Genomic DNA, 23231 nt, shown 5'->3' with positions numbered 1-23231 from the left:
TCCGCGTCGTTCACCCAACGCCCGCGCGACCCCGGCACAGGCCCCGCGCAACCCGGGCACAGCCCCGGCACAGGCCCTGCGCAGGCCGGGCGAGGGGCCTCGGATGTCCGTAATGTGAACAACGCCGGAGGCTCCGGACGTCCACCGACAAGCTGATGAACGCGTCAGAAACGCGCAAAAGAATCAGGGCGAGCCGGGAAGTCTGGTCGGCGAGGTGATCAGCCATGCCGAGCCCGACCGGAGGTCGACCCGTGACCGCGACCAACCGCCGCCGTTCCGTCTTCCTGGGCCGGCTGCCGCTGCCCGAGCGGAACTACGTCGCCGACGCGCTGCGGACCGAGACCGTGGGCGGCGTCCTGCTGCTCCTCGCCGCCGTCGTCGCGCTGGTCTGGGCGAACAGCCCGCTGAACGCCTCGTACGAGTCCACCGTCGCCTTCCGCTTCGGCCCGGAGGCGCTCCATCTGGACCTGTCCGTGGGGCACTGGGCCGCGGACGGGCTGCTGACGGTCTTCTTCTTCGTCGCCGGGATCGAGCTCAAGCGCGAACTCGTCGCGGGCGAGCTGCGCAACCCCTCGGCGGCGGCGCTCCCGGTCATCGCGGCGCTCTGCGGCATGGCCATGCCCGCGATCGTGTACGCGGTGGTCAACGCCGTCGGCGGCGGTTCCATGCAGGGCTGGGCGGTGCCGACGGCGACCGACATCGCGTTCGCCCTGGCGGTGCTGGCCGTGCTCGGCACCTCGCTGCCGGCCGCGCTGCGCGCCTTCCTGCTCACCCTCGCGGTCGTGGACGACCTCTTCGCGATCCTGATCATCGCGGTCTTCTTCACCTCGGGCATCAACCTCGTCGCCCTGGCGCTGGCCCTGGCCGGGCTGGTCCTGTTCCGGCTGCTGCTCCGCAACGAGGTGCACGGCTGGTACGTCTACGTACCCCTCGCACTGGTCAACTGGGCGCTGATGCACGCCAGCGGAGTGCACGCCACGATCGCGGGCGTCGCGATGGGCCTGATGCTGCGCTGCCACCGCCGCGAGGGCGAGGAGCGGTCCCCCGGGGAGCGGATCGAGCACCTCGTGCGGCCGCTCTCCGCGGGCCTGGCGGTTCCGTTGTTCGCGCTCTTCTCGGCCGGGGTGCCGATCGCCGGCAGCGCGATCGGCGAGGTGTTCGGCCGTCCGGAGACGCTGGGCGTGGTGCTCGGCCTGGTCGTCGGCAAGGCGGTCGGCGTCTTCGGCGGTACCTGGCTCGCGGCACGGTTCACCCGTGCGCGGCTCAACCCCGACCTGGCCTGGGCCGACCTGCTGGCCGTGGCCACCCTCGCGGGGATCGGCTTCACGGTCTCCCTGCTCATCGGCGAGCTGGCCTTCGAGGGCGACCGGGTGCTGACGGAGGAGACCAAGGCGGCCGTCCTGCTGGGCTCACTGATATCGGCGGTCATCGCCGCGGTGCTGCTGAAGCTGCGCAACGTGAAGTACCGCCGCATGTGCGAGGACGAGGAACGCGACGAGGACCTGGACGGCGTGCCCGACGTCTACGAGTGGGCGAACCCGGAGTTCCACCTGCGCATGGCCGCGATCCACGAGGCCAAGGCGGCCGAGCACCGCAGGCTCGCGGAAGTGGCGCGCTCGGGGGGCACCGACGAGGATGAGTCGGGCATGATCAGGGGGTAACCCGATTGCCCCGAATAACGACTGACGCACCATGACGACGACGGAGGACGCGATGAGCCCAGCGGACGAGCCCGTGAAGGCGGGCGTGACCGTGAGCCCCAACGGAAGCCGCAGCCTCGGTCAGCTCTTCGCCTCGGCCACGGCGGATCTGTCCGAACTGGTCCACGAGGAGATCGCCCTCGCCAAGGCGGAGCTCCGGCAGGACGTCAAGCGCGCCGGCATGGGCGGCGGAGCGGTGACCGCCGCCGGCATCCTGGCGCTCTTCTCGCTGCCGGTGCTCAGCTTCGCCGCGGCGTACGGCATCCACAACCTGGGGCTGGGCCTGGCCTGGTCGTTCCTCATCGTGGGGGGCGCCTATCTGGTGCTGGCCGGCCTGCTGGGCCTGATGGCGCGCTCGAAGTTCAAGAAGATCAAGAAGCCGGAGCGCAGCATCGCCTCGGCGAAGGAGACGGCAGCGGTGCTGCAGGGCGTCAAGCCGCATCCGCGGAGCACCACCTCCGGCGGGACAGGGGCCACGGTGGAGGTCAAGGTGTGACACGCTCAAGGCATGACGGTCGCTGATAGTTCCTCGGTGGTGCGGATCGACGGGCCCTGGACCCACCGGGACGTCGCCGCGAACGGTGCCCGCTTCCACATCGCCGAAGTCGGCGACGGCCCCCTGGTGCTGCTGCTGCACGGCTTCCCGCAGTTCTGGTGGACCTGGCGGCACCAGCTGACCGCGCTGGCCGACGCGGGCTTCCGCGCGGTCGCGATGGACCTGCGCGGCGTGGGCGGCAGCGACCGCACGCCGCGCGGCTACGACCCCGCGAACCTCGCGCTCGACATCACCGGCGTGATCCGCTCGCTCGGCGAGCCCGATGCCGCGCTGGTGGGACACGACCTGGGCGGCTACCTGGCCTGGACGGCGGCGGCGATGCGCCCCAAGCTCGTCCGCCGGCTCGCGGTGTCCTCCATGCCGCACCCGCGGCGCTGGCGCGCGGCGATGCTGACGGACCTGCGGCACAGCGCGGCCGGCGGTTACGTCTGGGGCTTCCAGCGCCCGTTCATCCCGGAGCGGCAGCTGGTCGCGGATGACGCGGCCCTGGTCGGACGGCTGCTGCGGGACTGGTCCGGGCCCCGGCTGCCGGAGGACGGGACGGTGGACGTCTACCGCCGGGCGATGTGCATCCCGTCGACGGCGCACTGCTCGATCGAGCCGTACCGCTGGATGGTGCGTTCCCTGGCGCGGGTGGACGGCTTCCAGTTCAACCGGCGCATGAAGCGGCCGGTACGGGTGCCCACGCTGCATCTGCACGGCTCGCTCGACCCGGCGATGCGGGCCCGGCACGCCGCGGGCAGCGCGGAGTACGTGGAGGCGCCCTACCGCTGGCGGCTCTTCGACGGGCTGGGGCACTTCCCGCACGAGGAGGATCCGGCGCTCTTCTCGGCCGAGCTGATCAACTGGCTCAAGGACCCGGAACCGGACCGTTAATCTCGTATGACCATCGGCCAAATGCCGGACGCATAGGCCAACTGATGGAGCGCCAGGCGGTTACCGACCATGGACCCCGGGCAGACAGCTCGGTATGGGCTGGACGCACGACTACCGTGACGTGTCACGCGACCGCCGCGCCGACAGAGCGCGGATCACCACCGGGACGCAGGCCCCGGACCACCGGTCCGGAGGCTCCCGACTCGGCATTCCCCATATCCTCAGGCGCCGCGCACGCTGGGTGGGCGCGCGCCTGAGGCATACCCGCGGCGACTGACCGCGCGGTACCGCGACCGACCGGCCGGCACCCCGGAGTGCCTACAGGGCACAGCCCTGGGTGTCGACCTGCCGGTCGGCGGTACGCCCGGCACGGATGTCCGCCTGGATCTCGTCCGCCGTCAGGGCGTAGCCGGTGTCCGCGTCGTCGAGGGACTTGGCGAAGACCACGCCGTACACCCGGCCGTCGGGCGTCAGCAGCGGTCCGCCGGAGTTGCCCTGGCGCACCAGCGTGTACAGGGAGTAGACGTCGCGGTCGACGGTGCCCCGGTGGTAGATGTCCGGTCCCGACGCGGGGATGCGGCCGCGCACACGGGCGGCCCGTACGTCGAAGCCGCCGTTCTCCGGGAAGCCGGCGACGATCGCGTCGTCGCGCGACTCGGCGTCGGTGGCGCTGAAGGACAACGCGGGCGCCTCCAGGGACGGTACGTCGATGACCGCGATGTCGCGCTGCCAGTCGTAGAGCACCACCTTGCCGTCGTACACCCGGCCCTCGCCGCCGATCTGCACAGTGGGGTTGTCGACGCCGCCGACGACGTGGGCGTTGGTCATCACCCGGTGCGGCGCGAAGACGAAGCCGGTGCCCTCCAGCACCTTGCCGCAGCTCGGCGCCGTACCGACGACCTTGACGATGCTGCGCCGGGCGCGGCCGACGACCGCGCTGTCGGCGAGCGCCGGGTCGGGGGCGGGGACGGCGGTGATCGGCTCGTTGCCGAACGGCGAGAAGACCTGCGGCAGTCCGTTCTGCGCGAGGACCGAACTGAAGTCGGCGAACCAGTTGTTGGCCTCCCCCGGCACGATCTGCGCGACCCCCAGCAGCACCCTGGAGGAGCGGACCTCGCGGCCGAGGCTGGGCAGCGTGGTCGTGGTGGCGAGCGCCGAGCCGATGAGCCAGGCGACCAGCAGCATCGCCAGGACGTTCACCAGGGCCCCGCCGACGGCGTCCACCGCCCGCGCCGGCGACCAGCTGATGTGCGTGCGGACCTTGTTGCCCAGATGCGTGGTGAACGCCTGCCCCACCGACGCGCACACGATGATCAGGACCACCGCGGCCACGACGGCCACCGTGCCGGGCGCGGCGTTGTCGGTGACCGCGTTCCAGATCGCGGGCAGCACGTACACGGCGATCAGACCGCCGCCGAGGAACCCCACCACCGACATCACGCCGACGATGAATCCCTGGCGGTAGCCCACGATCGCGAACCACACGGCGGCCAGCAGCAGCACGATGTCCAGCACATTCACCCGGACACCGTCTCATGGAGGATCAGCCCAGCGGGACCGTCTTTGCACGATCCCAGGGTCGTTCCCAGCCCGTGTGGTGGAGGATCCGGTCGATCAGGCCGGCCGTGAAACCCCACACCAGGGCGCCCTCCACCAGGAAGGCGGGCCCCTGGAAGCCGCTGGGGTGCGTCACGGTGGCGCGGTTGGCGGGGTCGGTGAGATCCGCCACGGGAACCGTGAACACCCGCGCCGTTTCCGCCGGATCGACCGCGCACACCGGTGACGGCGTGCGCCACCAGCCCAGCACCGGCGTCACCACGAAACCGCTCACCGGGATGTAGAGCCGCGGGAGCACCCCGAAGACCTGCACCCCCGACGGATCGAGGCCGGTCTCCTCCCATGCCTCGCGCAGCGCGGCCCGCAGCGGGCCCTCGCCCTCCGGGTCGCCGTCCTCCGGATCGAGCGCGCCGCCCGGGAAGGAGGGCTGGCCCGCGTGCGAGCGCAGCGAGGCCGCCCGTTCCATCAGGAGCAGCTCGGGTCCCTCTCCGTCGCCCCCGGCCCCGAGGAGGATGAGGACGGCGGAGGGCCGGCCGCCGGCCGGCGGCGGCAGGAAGCGGCTGAGCTGCTCCGGCCGTACGGCGTCGACCGCCCGGACCACCGGATCCAGCCAGGACGGCAGCCCCTCGCGGTCCACCGCGACGGCGTCGATGTCGGGTCGTGCCTGCGTCACTCCACCTCCAGCGGCGGCGCCGCCTGCCCCGGGAATCCCGGCGGCGGCTTCAGCCGCTGCCCGGGACCGCCGCCCATCTCGTACTTCAGCAGCTTCTTCGCCTTCTCCGGATCCGTCTCGCCCTCTCCGTACGCCGGGCACAGCGGGGCGATTGGGCAGGCGCCGCAGGCGGGGCGGCGGGCGTGGCAGATCCGGCGGCCGTGGAAGATCAGGCGGTGCGAGAGCATCGTCCACTCGCTCCTCGGGAAGATCTCCATGATCTCCTGCTCGATCTTCTCCGGCTCCTTGGCGGCGGTCCAGCCGAAGCGGTGGACCAGCCGTTGGAAGTGGGTGTCCACGGTGAGGCCGGGGACGCCGAAGGCGTTGCCGAGCACCACGTTGGCCGTCTTGCGGCCCACGCCGGGCAGCGTGACCAGGTCCTCCAGCCGGCCCGGCACCTCGCCGCCGAAGTCGTCGCGGATCGCCGCCGACAGGCCGAGCAGCGCCCGCGCCTTGGAGCGGAAGAAGCCGGTGGGGCGGACGATCTGCTCCAGCTCCTCCGGGTCGGCCGCCGCGAGGTCCTCGGGCGTCGGATACTTCGCGAACAGCGCGGGCGTGGTCTGGTTGACCCTCAGATCGGTCGTCTGGGCCGAGAGCACCGTGGCGACGAGCAGCTGGAAGGGATCCTCGAAGTCGAGCTCGGGGTGGGCGTACGGATACACCTCCGCGAGTTCGCGGTTGATCCGGCGCGCCCTGCGCACCATCGCGAGCCGCGACTCGGGCTTGCGGGATGCCCGCGCGCGGCCGGCCGGGGGCCTTCCGGCACCCCGTTCGCTCACAGCGGAATCAGGGTCGGCGGTCACCCTCCCGGCCCCGCCACTCTGCCGTTTCTTCTGCGCACTTGGCGTATCGGACACCCGGCCAGCCTAAGCCTCGGCACCGACAATCGCGCTGGAGAGCCGCGATCCGGCCCCCAAACGGACCCCCGGAGCACAATCACACGAGCACATAAGACAGACTTGTGATTGATCGCACTGTTTTGCTGTCGGGCATGATGGGGACCGACCCAGCGATGTCGACAAGGAGAGAGCTCGTGGACGACGTTCTGCGGCGCGCACCGCTTTTCGCGGCGCTCGACGATGAGCAGGCCGCTGAACTGCGCGCCTCCATGACGGAGGCCACGCTCGCGCGTGGCGACTCGCTGTTCCACGAGGGGGAACCCGGGGACCGGCTGTACGTCGTCACCGAGGGCAAGGTGAAGCTGCACCGCACCTCCCCCGACGGGCGCGAGAACATGCTCGCCGTCGTGGGCCCCGGCGAGCTGATCGGCGAGCTGTCGCTCTTCGATCCCGGCCCGCGCACCGCCACCGCCACCGCGCTGACCGAGGTGAAGCTGCTCGGGCTCGGCCACGGCGACCTGCAGCCGTGGCTCAACGCCCGGCCCGAGGTCTCCACCGCGCTGCTGCGCGCCGTCGCACGCCGCCTGCGGCGCACCAACGACGTCATGTCCGACCTGGTCTTCTCCGATGTGCCGGGCCGCGTCGCCAAGGCGCTGCTGGACCTGTCGCGTCGCTTCGGCGTGCAGTCCGAGGAGGGCATCCACGTCGTCCACGACCTCACGCAGGAAGAGCTGGCCCAACTGGTGGGCGCCTCCCGTGAGACCGTCAACAAGGCCCTCGCCGACTTCGCGGGCCGCGGCTGGCTGCGCCTGGAGGCGCGGGCGGTCATCCTGCTGGACGTCGAGCGGCTGGCCAAGCGCTCGCGCTGACACCCGTACCGCGTTCTCACGTAAGGGGCGCCCACCCATGGTGGGCGCCCCTTACGCTTTCTGCGTTCCGGGGTGGGGAGACGCATGTACGAGGAGAAGGCGCCGCAGTCCGCCTGGAAGCCCACGAAGCGGCTGCGCTCGTTGAAACCGGTGTGGCGGGCGGCGCACGACGGCCGCGCCGAGCCCGAGGCGCTGGGCAGCCTGCTGGACGGGGACACGGTCGTCAGGGCGGCCTTCGACCGGGTGCGGGCCTTCGGCACCGATTCCGGCGAGCAGCGCTGGGCCTGGGAGGTACCCGGCCGCGACGTGCTGTCCGCGGTCGCCGACGAGCCGATGGACGGCGTCACGCTCCTGGCCCACCGGCCGGACACCTCCGACGACGGGGAGAAGGCCGGCGGCGTCACCGCCTTGGACACCGCTTCGGGCAAGGAGCTGTGGTCGGCCCGGCTGAACCTCTCCGGGCTCTGGCACCACGACCACGGACTCCGCGCCGGCACCCTCGCCCTGTCCGGGCGGCGCGCGGCGGTCGCCACGGTGGACGGGGTCGTCGCCTACGACGCCCGCACCGGCGGACGCGTGTGGTCCGTGCCGCACGACCCGGACCGCGGGGCGCGGATCGCGGCGGGCGGCGGACGGCTCGTCCTGGTGACCGGGGACTCGGGCACCGCGACCATCCGGTCGATGCGCCTCGCCGACGGCTCGGTCCTGTGGGAGAAGCCCCTCCCCGTCGACGGCCCGGTCGACGAGGTCCGTCTGCTCGGCGCGGACCCGCTGCTGCTGGCCGTGGTGGGCGAGGGCCGCCGCGGCCGGCAGTGCCTGCTGCGCCTGGGCGAGGACGGCGGGACCGTCATGGAGATCCCGATGGCCGGCGACCACGGCACGATCGAACCGGACCACTGGGACGTCGCCGATGTGCGTCGCCGGCTCGTCGTCGCAGCGGACACGCTGATGGCGTTCGTCCGGCCCTCGCCGGAGGATCCCCTCGTCCGGCTGGCGGGCTTCTCGCCGACCACCGGCCGTCACCTGTGGACGTGGGACCGGTGGGGCATCGGGGCGCTCACGCTCCACCGGGGCCATGTGGTCGCCGTGCGCCACTCCGACGAGTTCCGCTCCGCCGCCTTCGTGCTCGACCCGGCCACCGGTCGCGAGGTGGCGCACCGCCCGCTGCGGACCACCGGGCAGGACACTCCGTACACGCTGCACATGCGCGGCGGACGCCTGCTGTGGGTGGGCAAGAGGAGCACCGCGGCCACCGCCCCCGTCAAGGCGTACGACTGGCGCTGACGGCCTCCCACGGGACCGGGACCACGGCTCAGTCCGCGCGTGCCTGCCGGCCGCGTCAGATCAGGCCGTGCTCCAGCAGGTAGTCCAGTTGGGCCCGCACCGAGAGCTCGGCCGCCGGCCACAGGGCCCGGTCGACGTCCGCGTAGACGTGGGCGACGACCTCGGAGGGGGTCGTCAGACCCGCCTCGACGGCCGTCTCGACCTGGGCGAGGCGGTGGGCGCGGTGCGCCAGGTAGAACTCGACGGCTCCCCGGGCGTCGGCCAGGACCGGGCCGTGGCCCGGCAGGACGGTGGCGACGCCGTCGTCCATCGTGAGCGCCTGGAGGCGGCGCAGGGAGTCCAGGTAGTCGCCCAGGCGCCCGTCGGGGTGGGCGACGACCGTCGTGCCGCGGCCGAGGACGGTGTCTCCGGTGAGCACGGCCCGGTCGGCGGGCAGGTGGAAGGAGAACGAGTCCGCGGTGTGCCCGGGGGTGGGCACGACGCGCAGCTCCAGACCGCCGGTGGTGATGACGTCCCCCGCCCCCAGGCCCTCGTCGCCCAGGCGCAGCGCCGGGTCCAGGGCGCGCACGGCGGTACCGGTCAGCTCGGCGAAGCGTCCCGCGCCCTCGGCGTGGTCGGGGTGGCCGTGGGTGAGCAGGGTGAGCGCGATCCGCTTGCCGAGGGAGTGCGCGGTGGACACCACGTTGTTCAGGTGGCCGTCGTCGAGCGGGCCGGGGTCGATGACGACCGCGAGGTCCGAGTCCGGTTCGGAGACGATCCAGGTGTTCGTGCCGTCCAGCGTCATCGGCGAGGGATTCGGCGCGAGTACGCACACCGCCCGGGCGGTGGCCGGCCCGCCGATCTCCGCGCGGGGCTTGCCGGGCTGAAGGGCCGAGGTCATTCGGCGGCTCCCATGCGCTTGGTGAATTCTTCGTGGCCCGGCCAGGTCAGGACGATCTCCTCGCCCACGACCGCCGCGCGGGCCAGCACCGGGGTGAGGTCGCGCCCCTCCGCGGCCCCTTCGAGGGCGGCCGCCGCCGAGGCGTACGGCAGCAGTTCGCGCAGGGTGGCGACGGTCGGCGGGAGCATGATCATTTCGCCGCGGTCGTAGCCGGCCACGGCCTCGGCCGGCGGCAGCCACACCGTGCGGTCCGCCTCGCCGGACACGTCGCGGGTGCGCTGGCCGGGCGGCAGCGCGGTCACGAAGAACCATGTGTCGTAGCGGCGCTCCTCGAACTCCGGGGTGATCCAGCGGGCCCAGGGGCCGAGCAGGTCGGACCGGAGCACCAGGGCGCGGCGGTCGAGGAAGTCGGCGAAGGACAGCTCCCGGGAGACCAGGGCGCGGCGTTCCGCCTCCCACTCCTCGCCGGTGGTGTCCGCGACGACGGAGGCCTCGTCGGGGCCGGCCAGCAGCACGCCGGACTCCTCGAAAGTCTCGCGCACGGCCGCGCACACGATCGCCTGCGCGGAGGCCGGGTCCAGGCCCTCGCCCAGCCGGGCGGCCCAGGTCCGCGGCGAGGGTCCCGCCCACGCCACCGGCCGCTCGTCGCGCGGGTCCACGCCGCCGCCGGGATAGGCGTACGCGCCGGCGGCGAAGGCCATGGAGGCCCGCCGCCGCAGCAGGTGCACGGCGGGGCCGGCACCGGTGTCCTTGAGCAGCAGGACGGTCGCCGCGCGGCGCGGCACGACAGGCTCCAGGGTCCCCGCCGCGAGGGCCCGGATGCGGTCGGGCCAGGTCGCCGGGAACCACTGGCCGTTCGTGGTGGTCATGGGGCGGATGCTATGCGCTTCCGCGGGGATGTTCGATAGGGCCCGGGCCGGGCGGGCCCGGGGTACCCCTCCGGTGGCCGGGGCGCGCCCCGCCGGAGGGGTACGGGACGTCAGTCCTCGATCTCGACCTGGATCTCGACCTCGACCGGCGCGTCGAGCGGCAGGACGGCCACGCCGACGGCGCTGCGGGCGTGCACGCCCTTGTCGCCGAGGACCTCGCCCAGCAGTTCGCTGGCGCCGTTGACGACGGCGGGCTGCCCCGTGAAGTCGGGGGCGGAGGCGACGAAGCCGACGACCTTGACCACGCGCTTGACGCGGTCGAGGTCACCCACGACGGAGCGGACCGCGGCCAGGGCGTTGAGCGCGCAGGTGCGGGCGAGCTGCTTGGCCTCGTCCGCGGTGACCTCGGCGCCGACCTTGCCGGTGCAGGTCAGCTTGCCGTCGACGAGCGGCAGCTGGCCCGCCGTGAAGACGTACGCACCGGACCGCACGGCCGGGACGTACGCGGCGAGCGGGGCGGCCACCGCGGGGAGCTCCAGCCCCAGTTCCGCGAGCCGCTGCTCGACGGCGCTCACGCGCTCTTCTCCCGCTTGAAGTACGCCACCAGCTGCTCGGGGTTGTTGGGGCCCGGCACGACCTGGACGAGCTCCCAGCCGTCCTCGCCCCAGGTGTCCAGAATCTGCTTCGTCGCGTGTACCAGCAGCGGCACGGTCGCGTATTCCCACTTGGTCATGAGGGGACTGTAATGCCTGGCACAGCCCCGCCCCTGCGTAGCCCCGCCCTCAACTGGTTAGGCTCGCAGGTGTGAGGCTCCACATCGTGACGGGCAAGGGCGGTACGGGCAAGACGACGGTCGCCGCGGCGCTGGCACTCGCACTCGCCGCCGAGGGGCGGCGGACGCTGCTGACGGAGGTGGAGGGGCGGCAGGGCATCGCACAGCTCTTCGAGACCGAGGCCCTCCCCTACGAGGAGCGCAAGATCGCCGTGGCACCGGGCGGCGGCGAGGTGTACGCCCTGGCCATCGACGCCGAGCAGGCGCTGCTGGACTACCTCGACATGTTCTACAAGCTCGGCCGGGCGGGCCGGGCCCTGAAGAAGCTGGGCGCCATCGACTTCGCCACCACCGTGGCCCCCGGGCTGCGCGACGTCCTGCTGACCGGCAAGGTCTGCGAGGCCGTGCGCCGCAAGGACCGCGCCGGCTGGCGGGCGTACGACGCGGTGGTGCTGGACGCGCCGCCCACCGGGCGGATCACCCGCTTCCTCAACGTCAACGACGAGGTCGCCGGGCTGGCCCGGTTCGGGCCGATACACAATCAGGCGCAGGCCGTGATGCGCGTGATGAAGTCCCCGGAGACGGCGGTGCACCTGGTCACCCTCCTGGAGGAGATGCCGGTCCAGGAGACCGTGGACGGCGTGGCGGAGCTGCGCGAGGCGGGGCTGCCGACCGGCGCCGTCGTCATCAACATGGTGCGCCCGGTGGTGATGGACGGCGCGGCCGTGGCCGCGGCGCGGGACGGGCAGCGCGCGGCGATCGCCAAGGCGCTCTCCCAGGCCGGGCTGGGCGGCGCGCGGCGCGGCGGTCTGGCCGAGCGGCTGGTCGACCCGCTGCTGACGCAGGCGCACGAGCACGCGGAACGCGTGGCCCTCGAGCGCGCCCAGCGCGAGGAACTGACCTCGCTCGGACTGCCCGCGTACGAACTGGAACTGATGGGCGACGGCGTCGATCTCGGCGGGTTGTACAGATTGGCTGAAAATCTGCGGAAGCAGGGGCTGGGGGTCGCATGAGTCTGGAGAGTCCGGTATTGGACATCGACCCCCTGATCGACGATCCGAAGACCCGGATCGTCGTCTGCTGCGGCTCGGGCGGCGTCGGCAAGACCACCACGGCGGCGGCGCTGGGCGTCCGCGCGGCCGAGCGCGGGCGCAAGGCCGTCGTGCTGACCATCGACCCGGCACGCCGGCTGGCGCAGTCCATGGGGCTGACGGAACTCGACAACACCCCGCGCAAGGTGGCGGGGATCGACGAGTCCGCGGGCGGCGAGCTGCACGCGATGATGCTCGACATGAAGCGGACCTTCGACGAGGTCGTACTGCAGCACACGGACCGGGAGCGGGCCCGGGCGATCCTGGACAACCCCTTCTACCAGTCGCTCTCCGCGGGCTTCGCGGGCACGCAGGAGTACATGGCCATGGAGAAGCTGGGCCAGCTGCGGGCGCTCGACGAGTGGGACCTGATCATCGTGGACACCCCGCCGAGCCGCTCGGCACTGGACTTCCTGGACGCGCCGAAGCGGCTGGGGTCCTTCCTGGACGGGCGCTTCATCCGGCTGCTGATGGCCCCCGCGAAGGTCGGCGGGCGGGCCGGCGTGAAGTTCCTCAACGTCGGGATGTCGATGATGACCGGCACGCTCAGCAAGGTCATGGGCGCGCACCTGCTGCGCGACGTGCAGACCTTCGTGGCGGCGATGGACTCGATGTTCGGCGGCTTCCGCTCCCGGGCGGACGCCACCTACAAGCTGCTCCAGGCGAACGGGACGGCGTTCCTGGTGGTGGCCGCACCGGAGCGGGACGCGCTGCGGGAGGCCTCGTACTTCGTGGAGCGGCTGGCGGCGGAGAACATGCCGCTCGCCGGGCTGGTGCTCAACCGCGTGCACGGCAGCGGCGCGGCACGGCTCACCGCGGAACGGGCGCTGGCGGCGGCGGAGGCGCTGGAAGACCTGGGCGCCCTGGAGGCCGCCGACGACGACCCGGCGGCCGAGGATCCGCCAACTCCCCAGCCGACCGGGGAGTTTGACGAATCCGCAGAAAATCTTCAAAGCGTCGGCATTGTGGATCAGCCCGGCGGGAAGGCTGGACTCCGTACGGCCGACGGCGGCGAAGGGACCCCCAGTACGGACAGTACGGACACGAACTCTCCCGGAGCACCCGCCGGCTCCCCGACCCCGTCCCCGACCGCCTGCGCGCCCGCGCAGGGCCCCGCCGCGGGGCGACCCGCGGACCCTCCGGACGCCGACCGCATCGCCGCCGGCCTGCTGCGCCTGCACGCCGAGCGGATGCAGCTGGTCGCACGCGAGCGGCGCACCCGTGATCGCTTCGTCTCCGTCCACCCCGACGTGCCCATGGTGGACGTCGCCGCCCTGCCGGGCGACGTGCACGACCTCGAGGGCCTGCGCGCGATCGGCGAGCGCCTCGCGCAGGGTCAGCCGACGGCGGCGTAGTCGTCGTAGCCCTCGCCGTAGTCCTCGTCGTCGAGCGGGAGCACACCCGTGCTGCGCTCGTACTCCGTACGCGCGGTCTCCAGCAGCCTGCGCCACGAGGTGACCGTGGGGCGCCGGCGCAGCAGCGCCCTGCGTTCCCGCTCGGTCATCCCGCCCCAGACGCCGAACTCGACGCGGTTGTCCAGGGCGTCGGCCAGGCACTCGGTGCGTACCGGGCAGCCGGTGCACACCGCCTTGGCCCTGTTCTGGGCCGCTCCCTGGACGAAAAGTTCATCCGGATCCGTCGTGCGGCACGCGGCCTGCGTACTCCAGTCCGTAACCCAGCTGCTCATGCTGGCGCCGTCCTCTCCCGAATCGAGGCTCCCCCACGGCGGCAAGCGGCATATTCACCGTTGCCAGTTGAGGACGTTACGGAAGGTGGGCACGACGCAACAGCCCTTTCAGGCCCAATCTTGAATGGCCCGAACGGACTATGGGTACGCGGCAGATCACCCGACGGAGTGAGCCGACGGCAGAATGGGCGAATTGCCGCAAAGCGGTCAGTTCGCCACTTCTGGGGCCCGAGACCCAGGTCATATGGCTGGCATATGACAGGAATTCGGGCAGTTCTCATCACCCACAAGAGTGAGGACGGAAGACAGACGTGTGCGCAGTGTTCGCGCCTGTCTGTTACAGAGTAGGCGAACAAGCATGCCCACGTCTTAAGAATGGCAACGTAAGCTGCACCCCATGGGTCACAAGCGATCGCGCCCCACCAGCAGCGGCGGCACCAGTACCGCGCAGCAGGCCGCCAAGTTCCTGGGTGTCAGCGTCCTCGCCGGCGTCGTGCTGGCCGGCATCGCCCTCCCCGCGGCCGGGGCGCTCGGACTGAGCGCCAAGGGCACCGCGGCCGGCTTCGACTCCCTGCCGGGCGAGCTGAAGCGCCCGCCGCTCTCGCAGAGCACCCGGATCCTGGACGCCAAGGGCGGCCTGATCGCGAACGTCTACTCGCGCGACCGCACGGTCGTGGGGCTCGACAAGATCAGCAAGTCGATGCAGCAGGCCATCGTCGCCATCGAGGACGCCCGCTTCTACGAGCACGGCGCCATCGACGTCAAGGGCATCCTGCGCGCGCTCAACAAGAACGCCCAGGAGGGCGGGGTCTCCGAGGGCGCGTCCACCCTGACGCAGCAGTACGTCAAGAACGTCTTCGTCGAGGAGGCCGGCGACGACCCCACCAAGGTCCAGCAGGCCACCCAGCAGACCGTCGGCCGCAAGATCAAGGAGATGAAGTACGCCATCCAGCTCGAGCAGGAGCTGGGGAAGAAGAAGATCCTCGAGAACTACCTCAACATCACCTTCTTCGGCGAGCAGGCGTACGGGGTCGAGTCCGCCGCCAAGCGCTACTTCAGCAAGTCCGCCAAGGACCTCTCGCTCACCGAGTCCGCCCTGCTGGCCGGCCTCGTCCAGTCGCCGAGCCGCTACGACCCGGTCAACGACCCCGAAGAGGCCAAGAAGCGCCGCGACGTGGTGCTGCAGCGCATGGCCGACGTGAAGGACGTCACCCAGGCCGAGGCCGACGCCGCGAAGGCGAAGCCGCTCGGCCTCAAGGTCAGCCAGCCCAAGAACGGCTGCATCACCGCCGTCAACGGCGCCGGCTTCTTCTGCGACTACGTGCGCGAGGTCTTCCTCACCGACAAGGTCTTCGGCAAGACCAAGGCCGAGCGCTCCAAGCGCTGGGACCAGGGCGGCCTCACCATCCGCACCACCCTCGACCCGAAGGCGCAGCAGTCGGTCCAGAACTCGATCACCGACCACGTCTACAAGAGCGACGACGTCGCCACCGCCGTGACGCTCGTCCAGCCCGGCACCGGCAAGATCGTCGGGATGGGGCAGTCCCGCCCGTACGGCTTCAAGAAGAACCAGACCCAGATCAACCTCTCGGTCAACCAGTCCATGGGCGGCGGCGTCGGCTACCAGCCCGGTTCGACCTTCAAGCCGATCACCGCGGCCGCGGCCATCGAGCAGGGCACCAACCCCTCGACGACCTACCCCTCGCCGTACAAGATGACCTACCCGAGCCCCGTCACGACCTGCGGCGGCAACTGGGTCAACACCGAGGGCAGCACGGTCGAGAACGAGAACGAGTCCGAGAAGGGCCCGTACTCCATGAAGGAGGCGACCGCGAAGTCGGTCAACACCTTCTACGTCCAGCTGATCAGCGACATCGGCGTCTGCCCGGTGGTCAAGATGGCCAAGTCCATGGGGATAGAGCGGGCCAACGGCAAGGCCCTCACGCAGGTGCCCTCGCTGACCCTGGGCAGCCAGGAGGTCTCGCCGCTGACCATGGCGAACGCCTACGCGACCTTCGCCAACAAGGGCGTCTACTGCACCCCGGTCGCCATCCAGTCGATCACCGACGCCAACGGCAAGAAGCTGAGGGTGCCGAAGACCGACTGCAAGCGGGCCATGTCCGAGCAGACCGCCGCCACCCTGAACACGCTGCTCAAGGGCGTGGTCGAGGACGGTACCGGCCAGCAGGCGGGCCTGTCCGACCGGGACAGCGCCGGCAAGACCGGTACGACCGACGAGCGCTACGCCGCCTGGTTCGTCGGCTACACCTCCGACATGGCCGGTGCGGTCTGGGTCGGCGACCCGGCCCACAAGCGCCACATGACCAACATCACCATCGGCGGGGTCTACCACGCCAAGGTCTTCGGCGCCGACACCCCGGGCCCGATCTGGCGGGACGCCATGTCCGGCGCCCTGTCGGGTACGACCTCCGCGAGCCTGCCGACGGTCGCCATCCAGGAGCCCGAGAAGCCCCGGGACGACGATGACGACCACCAGGGCCCCGGCGACCACCGCGGCAACGGAAACGGCAACGGCGGCGACGACGGCCTCTTCGGCGGTGTCTTCGGCGGCGACACGCTGGGCGCCAACGGGACCAACGGCTTCACCACCGGCGGCGGCGACGGCCGCAGCGGCGGGAACAACGGAGCCGGCGGACCCGGGACCGTCGACCCCGGAACGGGGAGCCCCGGGCCGGGCTGATCCCCCAGGACGTGACGCCGAAGGGGCGCCCGGACCGGATGGTCCTGGCGCCCCTTCGGCGTTTCCGCGATGCCCCCTCGGGCCCCGTTACCCGGTGCCGGGCCCCGGTGGCCTCGGGCCGGCGCGGGGCCGGGCGGCGCGGGCGGCGCGGGATCGGGCCGGTGGATCGGGCCGGTGGGTCGGCCCGATCGGCCGCGCGCCCGGCCCGGTGGGCTCAGCCGCCCGCGAGCTGCTTGCGCACCTCGGCCGCGACCCGGCCGCCCTCGGCCAGACCGGCGACCTTCGGGTTCACGATCTTCATGACCGCGCCCATCGCCTTCGGCCCCTCGGCCCCCGACTCCTCGATCGCCGCGGCGACGATGCCGGCCAGCTCCGCGTCGTCCAGCTGCTTCGGCAGGTACACATCCAGCACCTCGCCCTCGGCCAGCTCGCGCTCCGCGGCCTCCTTGCGGCCGCCCAGCTCGAACGCGTCGGCGGCCTCCCGGCGCTTCTTCGCCTCGCGGGCGATCACCTTCAGCACCTCGTCGTCGGAGAGCTCGCGCGCCTCCTTGCCCGCGACCTCCTCCTTGGTGATCGCGGTGAGGGTGAGACGGAGGGTGGACGAGATCAGCTCGTCCCGCCCCTTGATGGCAGCCGTGAGGTCGTCCTTCAGACGCTGCTTGAGCGTGGTGGTCATGCCGTCGAGTCTGCCAGGTCGCCGCCGTGGGGGCCGGAAATTTATCCCTGACGAGCCGTCTGCCACCATGGACACCATGCGCGCGCGATACGGAGTACCCCTGGGCATCACAGCTGCCGGCGCGGCCTGCGTGGCCTACGCCGCCGGAATCGAGGCGCGGTCGTTCCGCCTGCGCAGAGTGCAGGTGCCGGTGCTGCCGGCCGGGATGCGGCCGATCCGCGTCCTGCAGGTCTCCGACATCCACATGGTCACCGGCCAGAACAAGAAGCGCCGGTGGCTGCAGTCCCTGGCGGGGCTGCGCCCCGACTTCGTCGTGAACACCGGCGACAACCTCTCCGACCCCCACGGCGTCCCCGAGCTGCTGGACGCCCTCGGCCCGCTGCTCGACCTCCCCGGCGTGTACGTCTTCGGCTCCAACGACTACTACGCCCCCAAGCTGCGCAACCCCGCCCGCTACCTCGTCGAGCGCGTCCGGGGCCAGCACGGCCTGAACGGCAAGAACGACCCCGCGATCGGCGTCATCCGCAACCCGTGGGAGGAGGTCCGCGACGCCTTCGACGTGGCCGGATGGGTCGGGGTCAACAACACCCGCGGTCGTCTCAAGCTCGACGACGGCATCGAGATCGCCTTCGCCGGCCTCGACGACCCCCACATCCGGCGCGACCGCTACGCCGAGATCGCCGGCGGCCCCGAGTCCGACGCCGACCTCTCCCTGGCCGTGGTCCACGCCCCGTACCTGCGCGTACTGGACGCCTTCACCGCCGACCGCTACCCGCTGGTCCTGGCCGGCCACACCCACGGCGGGCAGCTGTGCATCCCCTTCTACGGCGCGCTCGTCACCAACTGCGACATCGACACCGACCGGGTCAAGGGCCTGTCCACTCACGAGGCCGCCGGTCACCGTTCCTACCTGCACGTATCCGCGGGCTGCGGCACCAACCGCTACACCCCGGTCCGCTTCGCCTGCCCGCCGGAGGCCACGCTCCTCACCCTGACGCCGCCCGCCTGAGCCGCCCGCGAAAACCGGATTTCGTCTCCAGCGGGAGGTCCGCTAAAGTAATCCTCGTTGCGCCGGGCCCGAGGCCACGACGCAACACCGGGGTGTGGCGCAGCTTGGTAGCGCGCTTCGTTCGGGACGAAGAGGCCGTGGGTTCAAATCCCGCCACCCCGACTTCGTAGATGCAGGTCAGGGCTCCTAGGAAATCTTCCTAGGAGCCCTGACTCGTTTCGCGTGACTATCTGCGTGACTAACGCTCGCGACCCCGGTCGAAGATTCCGTCCATGACGACCGCCCCCGTCTGGATCACAGGGCGGATCTGCTTGCGGTAGACCTCCTCGGTGACCGAGGTCCCGGAGTGGCCGACAAGGCGCGAGATCTCTTCGAGCGGCACCCCGCTGTCCGACAGCAGCGAGACGAAGCTGTGCCGCAGCTCCCGAGGAGTCCACTCGGCGGGATTGACGCCTTCGGCTCCCTTGAGAGCCACGCGGAAGGCTCGCCGGACGTGAGACGCGTCCAGTTCATTGCCCACCGCGGAGGCGAAGACGAGCCCGTGCTCCTCCCACTTGTCGCCGGCCGCCAGGCGGTCCCAGCCCTGGTCCTCCCAGTGCTCCCACAGTGCCTCCACGCACCGGGCGGGCAGCGCGAGCGTGCGGCGAGACTTGCGTGTCTTGGTATCCCCCGAGGCACGAACCGATCGCCAGACCGCGATGTGCGGCGGCACGGGCGGCACGGCGCCCGGGTCCCCCTTGAGCACGACGTGGTCCCACGTGAGGGCCCGCAGCTCCTCTGTCCGGGCCCCGGTGAGCAGTGCCACAACGATGTAGGCGTGCATCGAACTGCCCTCAGCAGCCTTGAGCACTGCTCCGGCCTGCGCGAGGGTCAGAGCCTTGGAGGGACGTCCCTGCCGCCCCGTGGGGACCGCACACAGTTCGACGACGTTGCGCTTCACCTTGTCCCGGGCCATGGCTCGCTTGACGGCACGGTTCAGGCACGAGTGGACCCCTTGGAGGGTCCGCGTGCTGAGCGTCTTCGACTTCTCGGCAAGCCACTTGTCCACATCCTCTGCGCTCAGATCGCGAAGCTTCCGGGCACCAAGCGAAGGGATCACGTGCGTCCGGCTGAGGAAGGCGCAGGCTTCAAGCGTTCCCTTGTCCCGATCCACCAGGCCGTACGAGAGCCAGTCGTTCACCGCGCTCTCCACCGTGTAGCCGGACGGCGCAATGGCGAGCCCGTCTTCGTAGTCCCGAAGAATCTCCCTCAGTCTGGCCTTGGCTTCGGTCTTCGTCTTGCCGCTGCCGCGCTTCACGATGCGCCGGCCACTCGGGTCAAAGCCGAGGCTGGCAGTGGCGATCCAGCGTTGCCGCTTCTCGTCCCAATGGAGACCGCCGTCTCCCCTACTGCGCCGTTTGGTCATGGCTGTCCCCCCGCCTCGCGTTCCAGCAGAGCCACGTAGTCACTGATGGACGACGCAGGTATGAGACGCGCCCGGCCCTCCCTGACTGTGCGGAGACGGCCCGTACGGATCAGCTCGTAGACCACGGTCCGGCTAAGGTTCAGCACCTTCACGGCGTCCGGAACCCGATAGAGCGCGGGTCGAGGGGGACTTGCGGTCGTCATGGTCACCACTCCCCCGTTTCCTCGTCGGGTAGGTCGGCGAGGGCTTCGCGGGCGGTGTCGCGGTTGGTGCGGATGTCCCGGGCGATCGAGGCGGCGAGCCAGGACTCTCCCGGCGTGTGGCCGTGTCCGGCGTAGGTCCAGTGGGCGAGCACGAGCGTGGAGCCCTCCAAGGTGTCATCGAGGTCGGGGAGCCCGCGCTGCTGGCGTTCCTGGCGGGCGCGGTAGTCGGCGCGGACCTGGCGCAGCGCGCCAAGGGTGGTGGAGTAGCGGCGGGATTTGGTGGAGAAGTGGCCGCGAAAGCCCAGCATGTGGGCCCAGGCACGCAGCTTGCGGTCCGGGTAGTGCGGGTCGAGGTCGAAGCAGGCTTCGATCAGGCGCCGGGTGTGGGCGGGCAGGTCGAACAGGTCGAGGGCCTCGCGGTTGCCGACCCGGCGGTCGACGGTGCCGGTGGTCTCAGCGGCCTTGGTGGCGTACTTGGCCACGTACGCGGCAACCGCCTGTTCGGTCAGCTCCTGCCCGTCATCCGTGCCGATCGGGCGGACATCAACCTGCTGGCCCCAGCGCAGCTCCCGCGCCGGGAGGGTGCCGGCGGCCGGGACCGGCACCGAGACCCGAGCAGCAGCGGCATGGATCGCGGCATCCAGCAGCGCCACGCTCGCCCACGACGGCGGGACGTCCTCCGGTCCTTCGGGGCCGTCGAGACGGACGATCGCGTGAAAGTGCACGGCCCCGCGCTTTTGGTACTCGGCGACCTTGCCGAAGGAAACCCGGCAGACCTCCTTCATGGCCGTCTGGGAGAGTCCGGCGCGGGCGGCGATCTCCCGCCGCAGGTAGATCGTGAAGCGCCGCCACAGGTCGCCCGCGTGGTTGTTCCACAGCACCGCCCCCGCGTAGTCATACCGTTCCGGATCCAGCGGTGTTCCGACCGCGGTGTCGTGCTCGCCATGGGCGGTCCCGCAGCGGCAGCGACCGGTGTCGGGGCGGTTGTGGACCGGCCCGAACGACGGCGCGGTCAGCGTGGCGAACACCTTCGGATGCGTGCGGACCGCCACGGGGACGTCCTTGCGCTCATCCCCGGTCAGGCCCGCGCGGATCAGGTGGAAGGTGTCCCCGGCGTAGGTCCAGGCGCACGAGGGGCAGCGCGAGGCCCGGCGGTTGCCACACGCCACCCGTAACCGCCCACCCGGCTCCCCCTCGGTCGAGTACGAGTAGAGGACCTGACCGGTGGCGGCGTCCCGGGTGACGGTCAGCCCTTGCAGATGGATCGGGTCGGCACAGCCACCGGTGCGCTGCACCTGCTCCCGCCACCGCTCGAAGCCCGGGTCATTGGCCAGCCGCAGCGCATCGGCCAGCGTGTGGGGGTCGGTGCCGCAGGCGGCCGCAGCATCAGCCACGACCGCCGGGACAACAGGCGTCAAGGTCACGCGACCACCGCCACCGGGCCGGTGAACAGGGCCGCGCGCACGGCGGCGTTGTGGCGCATGCAGGCCGTGAACAGCGGCCCGTCGTCTTCGATGTAGTTCAGCGGGATCGGCACCCAGCCGGTGTGGCCGCCGTCGTGGTCCCAGGTCGGCACCCAGCACGGGCAGTGCTCGCCGGGCCGGTCGTGCAGGTTGTGGAAGCGGCACTCCCCGCACGGCAGGACCACGCCGGGCAAGCCGGTCAGCGAACCGTCGTTGTCGATCTCTTCGCCGGAGCCCCGGCAGCTACCGCAGACATCGGCGGCGAGACGGGGACGAACAGCGAGCGTTGCAGGCATGATGAAGGCTCCCTTTGTGGGAGCCCCGGGCGGCGTCGTGATCCTGGCAGAGAGCGCGCCGCACGGGGCGTGGTCATGTAGTGGAGCAGTAACTCGAAGCTACTCGCAGGAAAACTGCGGGTCAATAGAAAAGCTGCGACTAGCAGTAGATCTGCACTTCTGCGATGCTGGGAATCCGGCATCGAGGAGGAAAGATGAGCAACTTCGCGCTGTTTGTACGCTTCACGCTCAAGGAAGGCGGAGCCGAAGGCTTCGACGCCCTGGTGCGCGAGACCACCACCGCCATTCGCGCGAACGAGCCCGGAACCCTCGTCTACGCCTGCCACGAGGTCGACGGCGCCCCAGATCAGCGCATCTTCTTCGAGCTGTACGCCGACCGTGCCGCCTTCGATGAGCACGAGCGCCAGGCCCACACGAAGCACTTCCTGTCCGAGCGGGACAAGTACGTGGCGCACACCGAGGTCGACTTCATGGCCCCGTACGCCGGCAAGTACCCGACCGAGGCCCCCCAGTGAGTGACACCGACAACCGCACCGCGGGCCAACGCGTCGCCGAACTGCGCCGCAAGAGAGGCCTGTCCCAGCGCGACCTGGCGGCCGAGATGGGCCGCTCCGAAAGCTGGGTCTCCCAAGTCGAGCGCGGGGTGCAGCCGATCGAGCGCCTGTCGGTGCTCCAGGCCCTGGCCGACGCCCTCGGAGTGCCGGTGCGCGAACTGCGCCCGGAAGCCGAGATCACGCCCGAACCCGAGCCCGCTCAGCAGCCGCAGAGCAACGACCTCGACGGGCTGCGCGTCGCCCTCACCGGACACCCCACGCTGGGAAGCCTCTTCGGGCAGATCACCGCCTGCCCGGAGCCCTCACTCGACGACTTCCACCGGCACGTCGACGAGCTGTGGGACCTGGCCCACGCAGCGAGCTACGCGACACTGAGCAACCGGCTCTCCAAGGTGCTGCCGCAACTCGAAGCCGCCGTACGCCACGGCCCCGAAGCCGAACGCGCCGAGCTTCACGCCCTCCTGGCCCGGACCTACCAAGTAGCCGCGGCAAGCTTCGTGCGCCAGGACGAGCCGGACGCCGCGTGGGTCGCCGCCGACCGAGCACTCCAGGCAGCCGAACGCGCCGGCCAACCCTTGGAGGTCGTCGCGGGCCTCTTTCGCTTGGCCCACGCCTTCATAAGGCAGCAGCGCACCGACCAGGCCGAACAGGCGGCAATGTCGGCGATCAACGTCCTGACCCCACGCTGCCAGGCAGACGCCAGCCCACCGGAGGAAAGGTCGCTCCTGGGCGCCATGCACTTGGTCATGGCCGTCATCAGCGCCCGCGAGGGAACCCGCTCCGCCACCCACGCCCACATCGATGAGGCCCGGCGCATCGCCGCCACCAACGGGACCGACCGCAACGACTTTGACACCGAGTTCGGCCCCACCAACGTCGAGATCCACGCCGTCAGCACCGCGGTCGACCTCGGCGACGCCGGAATGGCCCTGGACGTAGCCGAACGCGTCGACCCCTCAGGACTGTCCCCGGAGCGCCAGGCACGTTTCCTGGTTGACGTGGCGCGAGCGCACGCGCAGCGGCGACACGTCGGCGAGGCCACCGCCGCACTCCTCGAAGCCGAAACCCTGGCCCCCGAACAAGTCCACTCCCACCACCTGGCCCGCGAAGCAGTCCGCGACCTCCTCCAGTTCTCCGGACACCGAGTCCCCGAACCCTTGGCAGGACTCGCCGACCGAATGACGATCGCCTAACGCTAGGAACTCCGCGCCACTGCCTGCGGATCCCCGTAA

Annotated in this window: 25 protein-coding genes and 1 tRNA gene; 13 read left to right on the top strand and 13 right to left on the bottom strand. The window is 71.2% G+C overall.

Annotation, left to right across the window (positions count from 1 at the left end; all coding sequences use genetic code 11):
* Positions 1-251 precede the first annotated feature (251 nt).
* From nhaA to AB0F62_RS02870, 4 genes are all read left to right on the top strand, one after another.
* Complete coding sequence (gene nhaA / locus AB0F62_RS02885; RefSeq protein ID WP_361791430.1) at positions 252-1661, top strand: Na+/H+ antiporter NhaA; 1410 nt, start codon at positions 252-254, stop codon at positions 1659-1661.
* Between the two features lie 52 nt (positions 1662-1713).
* Complete coding sequence (locus AB0F62_RS02880) at positions 1714-2196, top strand: phage holin family protein (protein ID WP_361791428.1); 483 nt, start codon at positions 1714-1716, stop codon at positions 2194-2196.
* 12 nt (positions 2197-2208) lie between these two features.
* Positions 2209-3132 (top strand): alpha/beta hydrolase, encoded by a 924-nt coding sequence (locus AB0F62_RS02875; RefSeq protein ID WP_361791426.1) that lies wholly within the window; start codon positions 2209-2211, stop codon positions 3130-3132.
* Between the two features lie 94 nt (positions 3133-3226).
* A complete protein-coding gene (locus tag AB0F62_RS02870; RefSeq protein ID WP_361791424.1) occupies positions 3227-3409 on the top strand; it encodes a hypothetical protein in 183 nt (60 codons plus the stop codon).
* Positions 3410-3450: 41 nt separating this feature from the next.
* On the opposite strand, the gene AB0F62_RS02865 is transcribed toward AB0F62_RS02870, so the two are convergent.
* Genes AB0F62_RS02865 through nth form a run of 3 tightly spaced genes read right to left on the bottom strand, consistent with a single transcriptional unit; the run spans position 3451 to position 6180 of the window.
* Positions 3451-4653 carry a MarP family serine protease gene (locus tag AB0F62_RS02865; RefSeq protein WP_361791422.1) on the bottom strand — a complete coding sequence of 401 codons (1203 nt, stop codon included), beginning with the start codon at positions 4651-4653 and terminating at the stop codon, positions 3451-3453.
* A gap of 22 nt (positions 4654-4675) precedes the next feature.
* Entirely contained in the window at positions 4676-5362 is a 687-nt protein-coding gene (locus AB0F62_RS02860) for a CoA pyrophosphatase (protein WP_361791420.1), read from the bottom strand.
* Positions 5359-6180, bottom strand: a complete 822-nt coding sequence (gene nth / locus AB0F62_RS02855; protein ID WP_361791418.1) for an endonuclease III — start codon at positions 6178-6180, stop codon at positions 5359-5361. Before nth ends, AB0F62_RS02860 begins: the two co-directional genes overlap by 4 nt.
* A 254-nt stretch (positions 6181-6434) precedes the next feature.
* Between nth and AB0F62_RS02850 the strand changes: the two genes are divergently transcribed.
* Entirely contained in the window at positions 6435-7109 is a 675-nt protein-coding gene (locus AB0F62_RS02850) for a Crp/Fnr family transcriptional regulator (protein ID WP_361791416.1), read from the top strand.
* 84 nt (positions 7110-7193) lie between these two features.
* On the top strand, positions 7194-8393 hold the full coding sequence (locus AB0F62_RS02845) for a PQQ-binding-like beta-propeller repeat protein (protein WP_361791414.1): 1200 nt from the start codon (positions 7194-7196) through the stop codon (positions 8391-8393).
* Positions 8394-8448: 55 nt separating this feature from the next.
* Here AB0F62_RS02845 and AB0F62_RS02840 read toward each other — a convergent pair whose 3' ends face one another.
* The 4 genes from AB0F62_RS02840 to AB0F62_RS02825 form a co-directional block, all read right to left on the bottom strand.
* Complete coding sequence (locus AB0F62_RS02840; protein ID WP_361791412.1) at positions 8449-9273, bottom strand: MBL fold metallo-hydrolase; 825 nt, start codon at positions 9271-9273, stop codon at positions 8449-8451.
* A complete protein-coding gene (locus AB0F62_RS02835) occupies positions 9270-10142 on the bottom strand; it encodes an NUDIX hydrolase (protein ID WP_361791410.1) in 873 nt (290 codons plus the stop codon). The genes AB0F62_RS02840 and AB0F62_RS02835 overlap by 4 nt, the downstream gene beginning before the upstream one ends.
* A gap of 110 nt (positions 10143-10252) precedes the next feature.
* Positions 10253-10717, bottom strand: coding sequence for a RidA family protein (locus tag AB0F62_RS02830; protein ID WP_361791408.1), 465 nt, complete (start codon positions 10715-10717; stop codon positions 10253-10255).
* Positions 10714-10875, bottom strand: a complete 162-nt coding sequence (locus tag AB0F62_RS02825) for a DUF4177 domain-containing protein (RefSeq protein ID WP_361791406.1) — start codon at positions 10873-10875, stop codon at positions 10714-10716. Before AB0F62_RS02825 ends, AB0F62_RS02830 begins: the two co-directional genes overlap by 4 nt.
* Before the next feature lie 71 nt (positions 10876-10946).
* Between AB0F62_RS02825 and AB0F62_RS02820 the strand changes: the two genes are divergently transcribed.
* Both AB0F62_RS02820 and AB0F62_RS02815 read left to right on the top strand, forming a co-directional pair.
* A complete protein-coding gene (locus tag AB0F62_RS02820; protein ID WP_361791404.1) occupies positions 10947-11927 on the top strand; it encodes an ArsA-related P-loop ATPase in 981 nt (326 codons plus the stop codon).
* Complete coding sequence (locus AB0F62_RS02815) at positions 11924-13360, top strand: ArsA family ATPase (protein WP_361791402.1); 1437 nt, start codon at positions 11924-11926, stop codon at positions 13358-13360. The genes AB0F62_RS02820 and AB0F62_RS02815 overlap by 4 nt, the downstream gene beginning before the upstream one ends.
* Here AB0F62_RS02815 and AB0F62_RS02810 read toward each other — a convergent pair.
* Entirely contained in the window at positions 13342-13692 is a 351-nt protein-coding gene (locus tag AB0F62_RS02810; protein ID WP_361791400.1) for a WhiB family transcriptional regulator, read from the bottom strand. The two genes, AB0F62_RS02815 and AB0F62_RS02810, sit on opposite strands and share 19 nt — an antisense overlap.
* Positions 13693-14089: 397 nt before the next feature.
* Between AB0F62_RS02810 and AB0F62_RS02805 the strand changes: the two genes are divergently transcribed.
* On the top strand, positions 14090-16393 hold the full coding sequence (locus tag AB0F62_RS02805; protein ID WP_361791398.1) for a transglycosylase domain-containing protein: 2304 nt from the start codon (positions 14090-14092) through the stop codon (positions 16391-16393).
* A 214-nt stretch (positions 16394-16607) separates the two neighbouring features.
* On the opposite strand, the gene AB0F62_RS02800 is transcribed toward AB0F62_RS02805, so the two are convergent.
* Positions 16608-17069 (bottom strand): GatB/YqeY domain-containing protein, encoded by a 462-nt coding sequence (locus AB0F62_RS02800; protein ID WP_361791396.1) that lies wholly within the window; start codon positions 17067-17069, stop codon positions 16608-16610.
* A gap of 76 nt (positions 17070-17145) precedes the next feature.
* Here AB0F62_RS02800 and AB0F62_RS02795 point away from each other — a divergent pair, with 76 nt between their 5' ends.
* Together AB0F62_RS02795 and AB0F62_RS02790 are read left to right on the top strand one after the other, a co-directional pair.
* Complete coding sequence (locus AB0F62_RS02795) at positions 17146-18078, top strand: metallophosphoesterase (protein WP_361791394.1); 933 nt, start codon at positions 17146-17148, stop codon at positions 18076-18078.
* A gap of 88 nt (positions 18079-18166) precedes the next feature.
* A tRNA-Pro gene (locus AB0F62_RS02790) sits at positions 18167-18240 on the top strand.
* Between the two features lie 76 nt (positions 18241-18316).
* Here AB0F62_RS02790 and AB0F62_RS02785 read toward each other — a convergent pair.
* The 4 genes from AB0F62_RS02785 to AB0F62_RS02770 are packed head-to-tail and all read right to left on the bottom strand — an operon-like array spanning position 18317 to position 21445.
* Positions 18317-19483 carry a site-specific integrase gene (locus tag AB0F62_RS02785; protein WP_361791392.1) on the bottom strand — a complete coding sequence of 389 codons (1167 nt, stop codon included), beginning with the start codon at positions 19481-19483 and terminating at the stop codon, positions 18317-18319.
* Positions 19480-19686, bottom strand: a complete 207-nt coding sequence (locus tag AB0F62_RS02780; protein WP_361791511.1) for a helix-turn-helix domain-containing protein — start codon at positions 19684-19686, stop codon at positions 19480-19482. Before AB0F62_RS02780 ends, AB0F62_RS02785 begins: the two co-directional genes overlap by 4 nt.
* A gap of 2 nt (positions 19687-19688) precedes the next feature.
* Positions 19689-21080, bottom strand: a complete 1392-nt coding sequence (repSA, locus tag AB0F62_RS02775) for a replication initiator protein RepSA (protein ID WP_361791390.1) — start codon at positions 21078-21080, stop codon at positions 19689-19691.
* 26 nt (positions 21081-21106) lie between these two features.
* A complete protein-coding gene (locus tag AB0F62_RS02770; RefSeq protein WP_361791388.1) occupies positions 21107-21445 on the bottom strand; it encodes a hypothetical protein in 339 nt (112 codons plus the stop codon).
* Between the two features lie 194 nt (positions 21446-21639).
* On the opposite strand from AB0F62_RS02770, the gene AB0F62_RS02765 reads away from it, so the two are divergent.
* Positions 21640-21960: an antibiotic biosynthesis monooxygenase gene (locus tag AB0F62_RS02765; RefSeq protein ID WP_361791386.1), complete on the top strand. Its 321-nt coding sequence runs from the start codon at positions 21640-21642 to the stop codon at positions 21958-21960.
* Complete coding sequence (locus AB0F62_RS02760; protein ID WP_361791384.1) at positions 21957-23192, top strand: helix-turn-helix transcriptional regulator; 1236 nt, start codon at positions 21957-21959, stop codon at positions 23190-23192. Before AB0F62_RS02765 ends, AB0F62_RS02760 begins: the two co-directional genes overlap by 4 nt.
* Positions 23193-23231: the final 39 nt, after the last annotated feature.

It is taken from the genome of Streptomyces sp. NPDC026673 (assembly GCF_040638135.1).
GTDB lineage: Bacteria > Actinomycetota > Actinomycetes > Streptomycetales > Streptomycetaceae > Actinacidiphila.
Note: the sequence above shows the minus strand (reverse complement) of the source record. Positions and strands in the feature narration are given on the sequence as shown.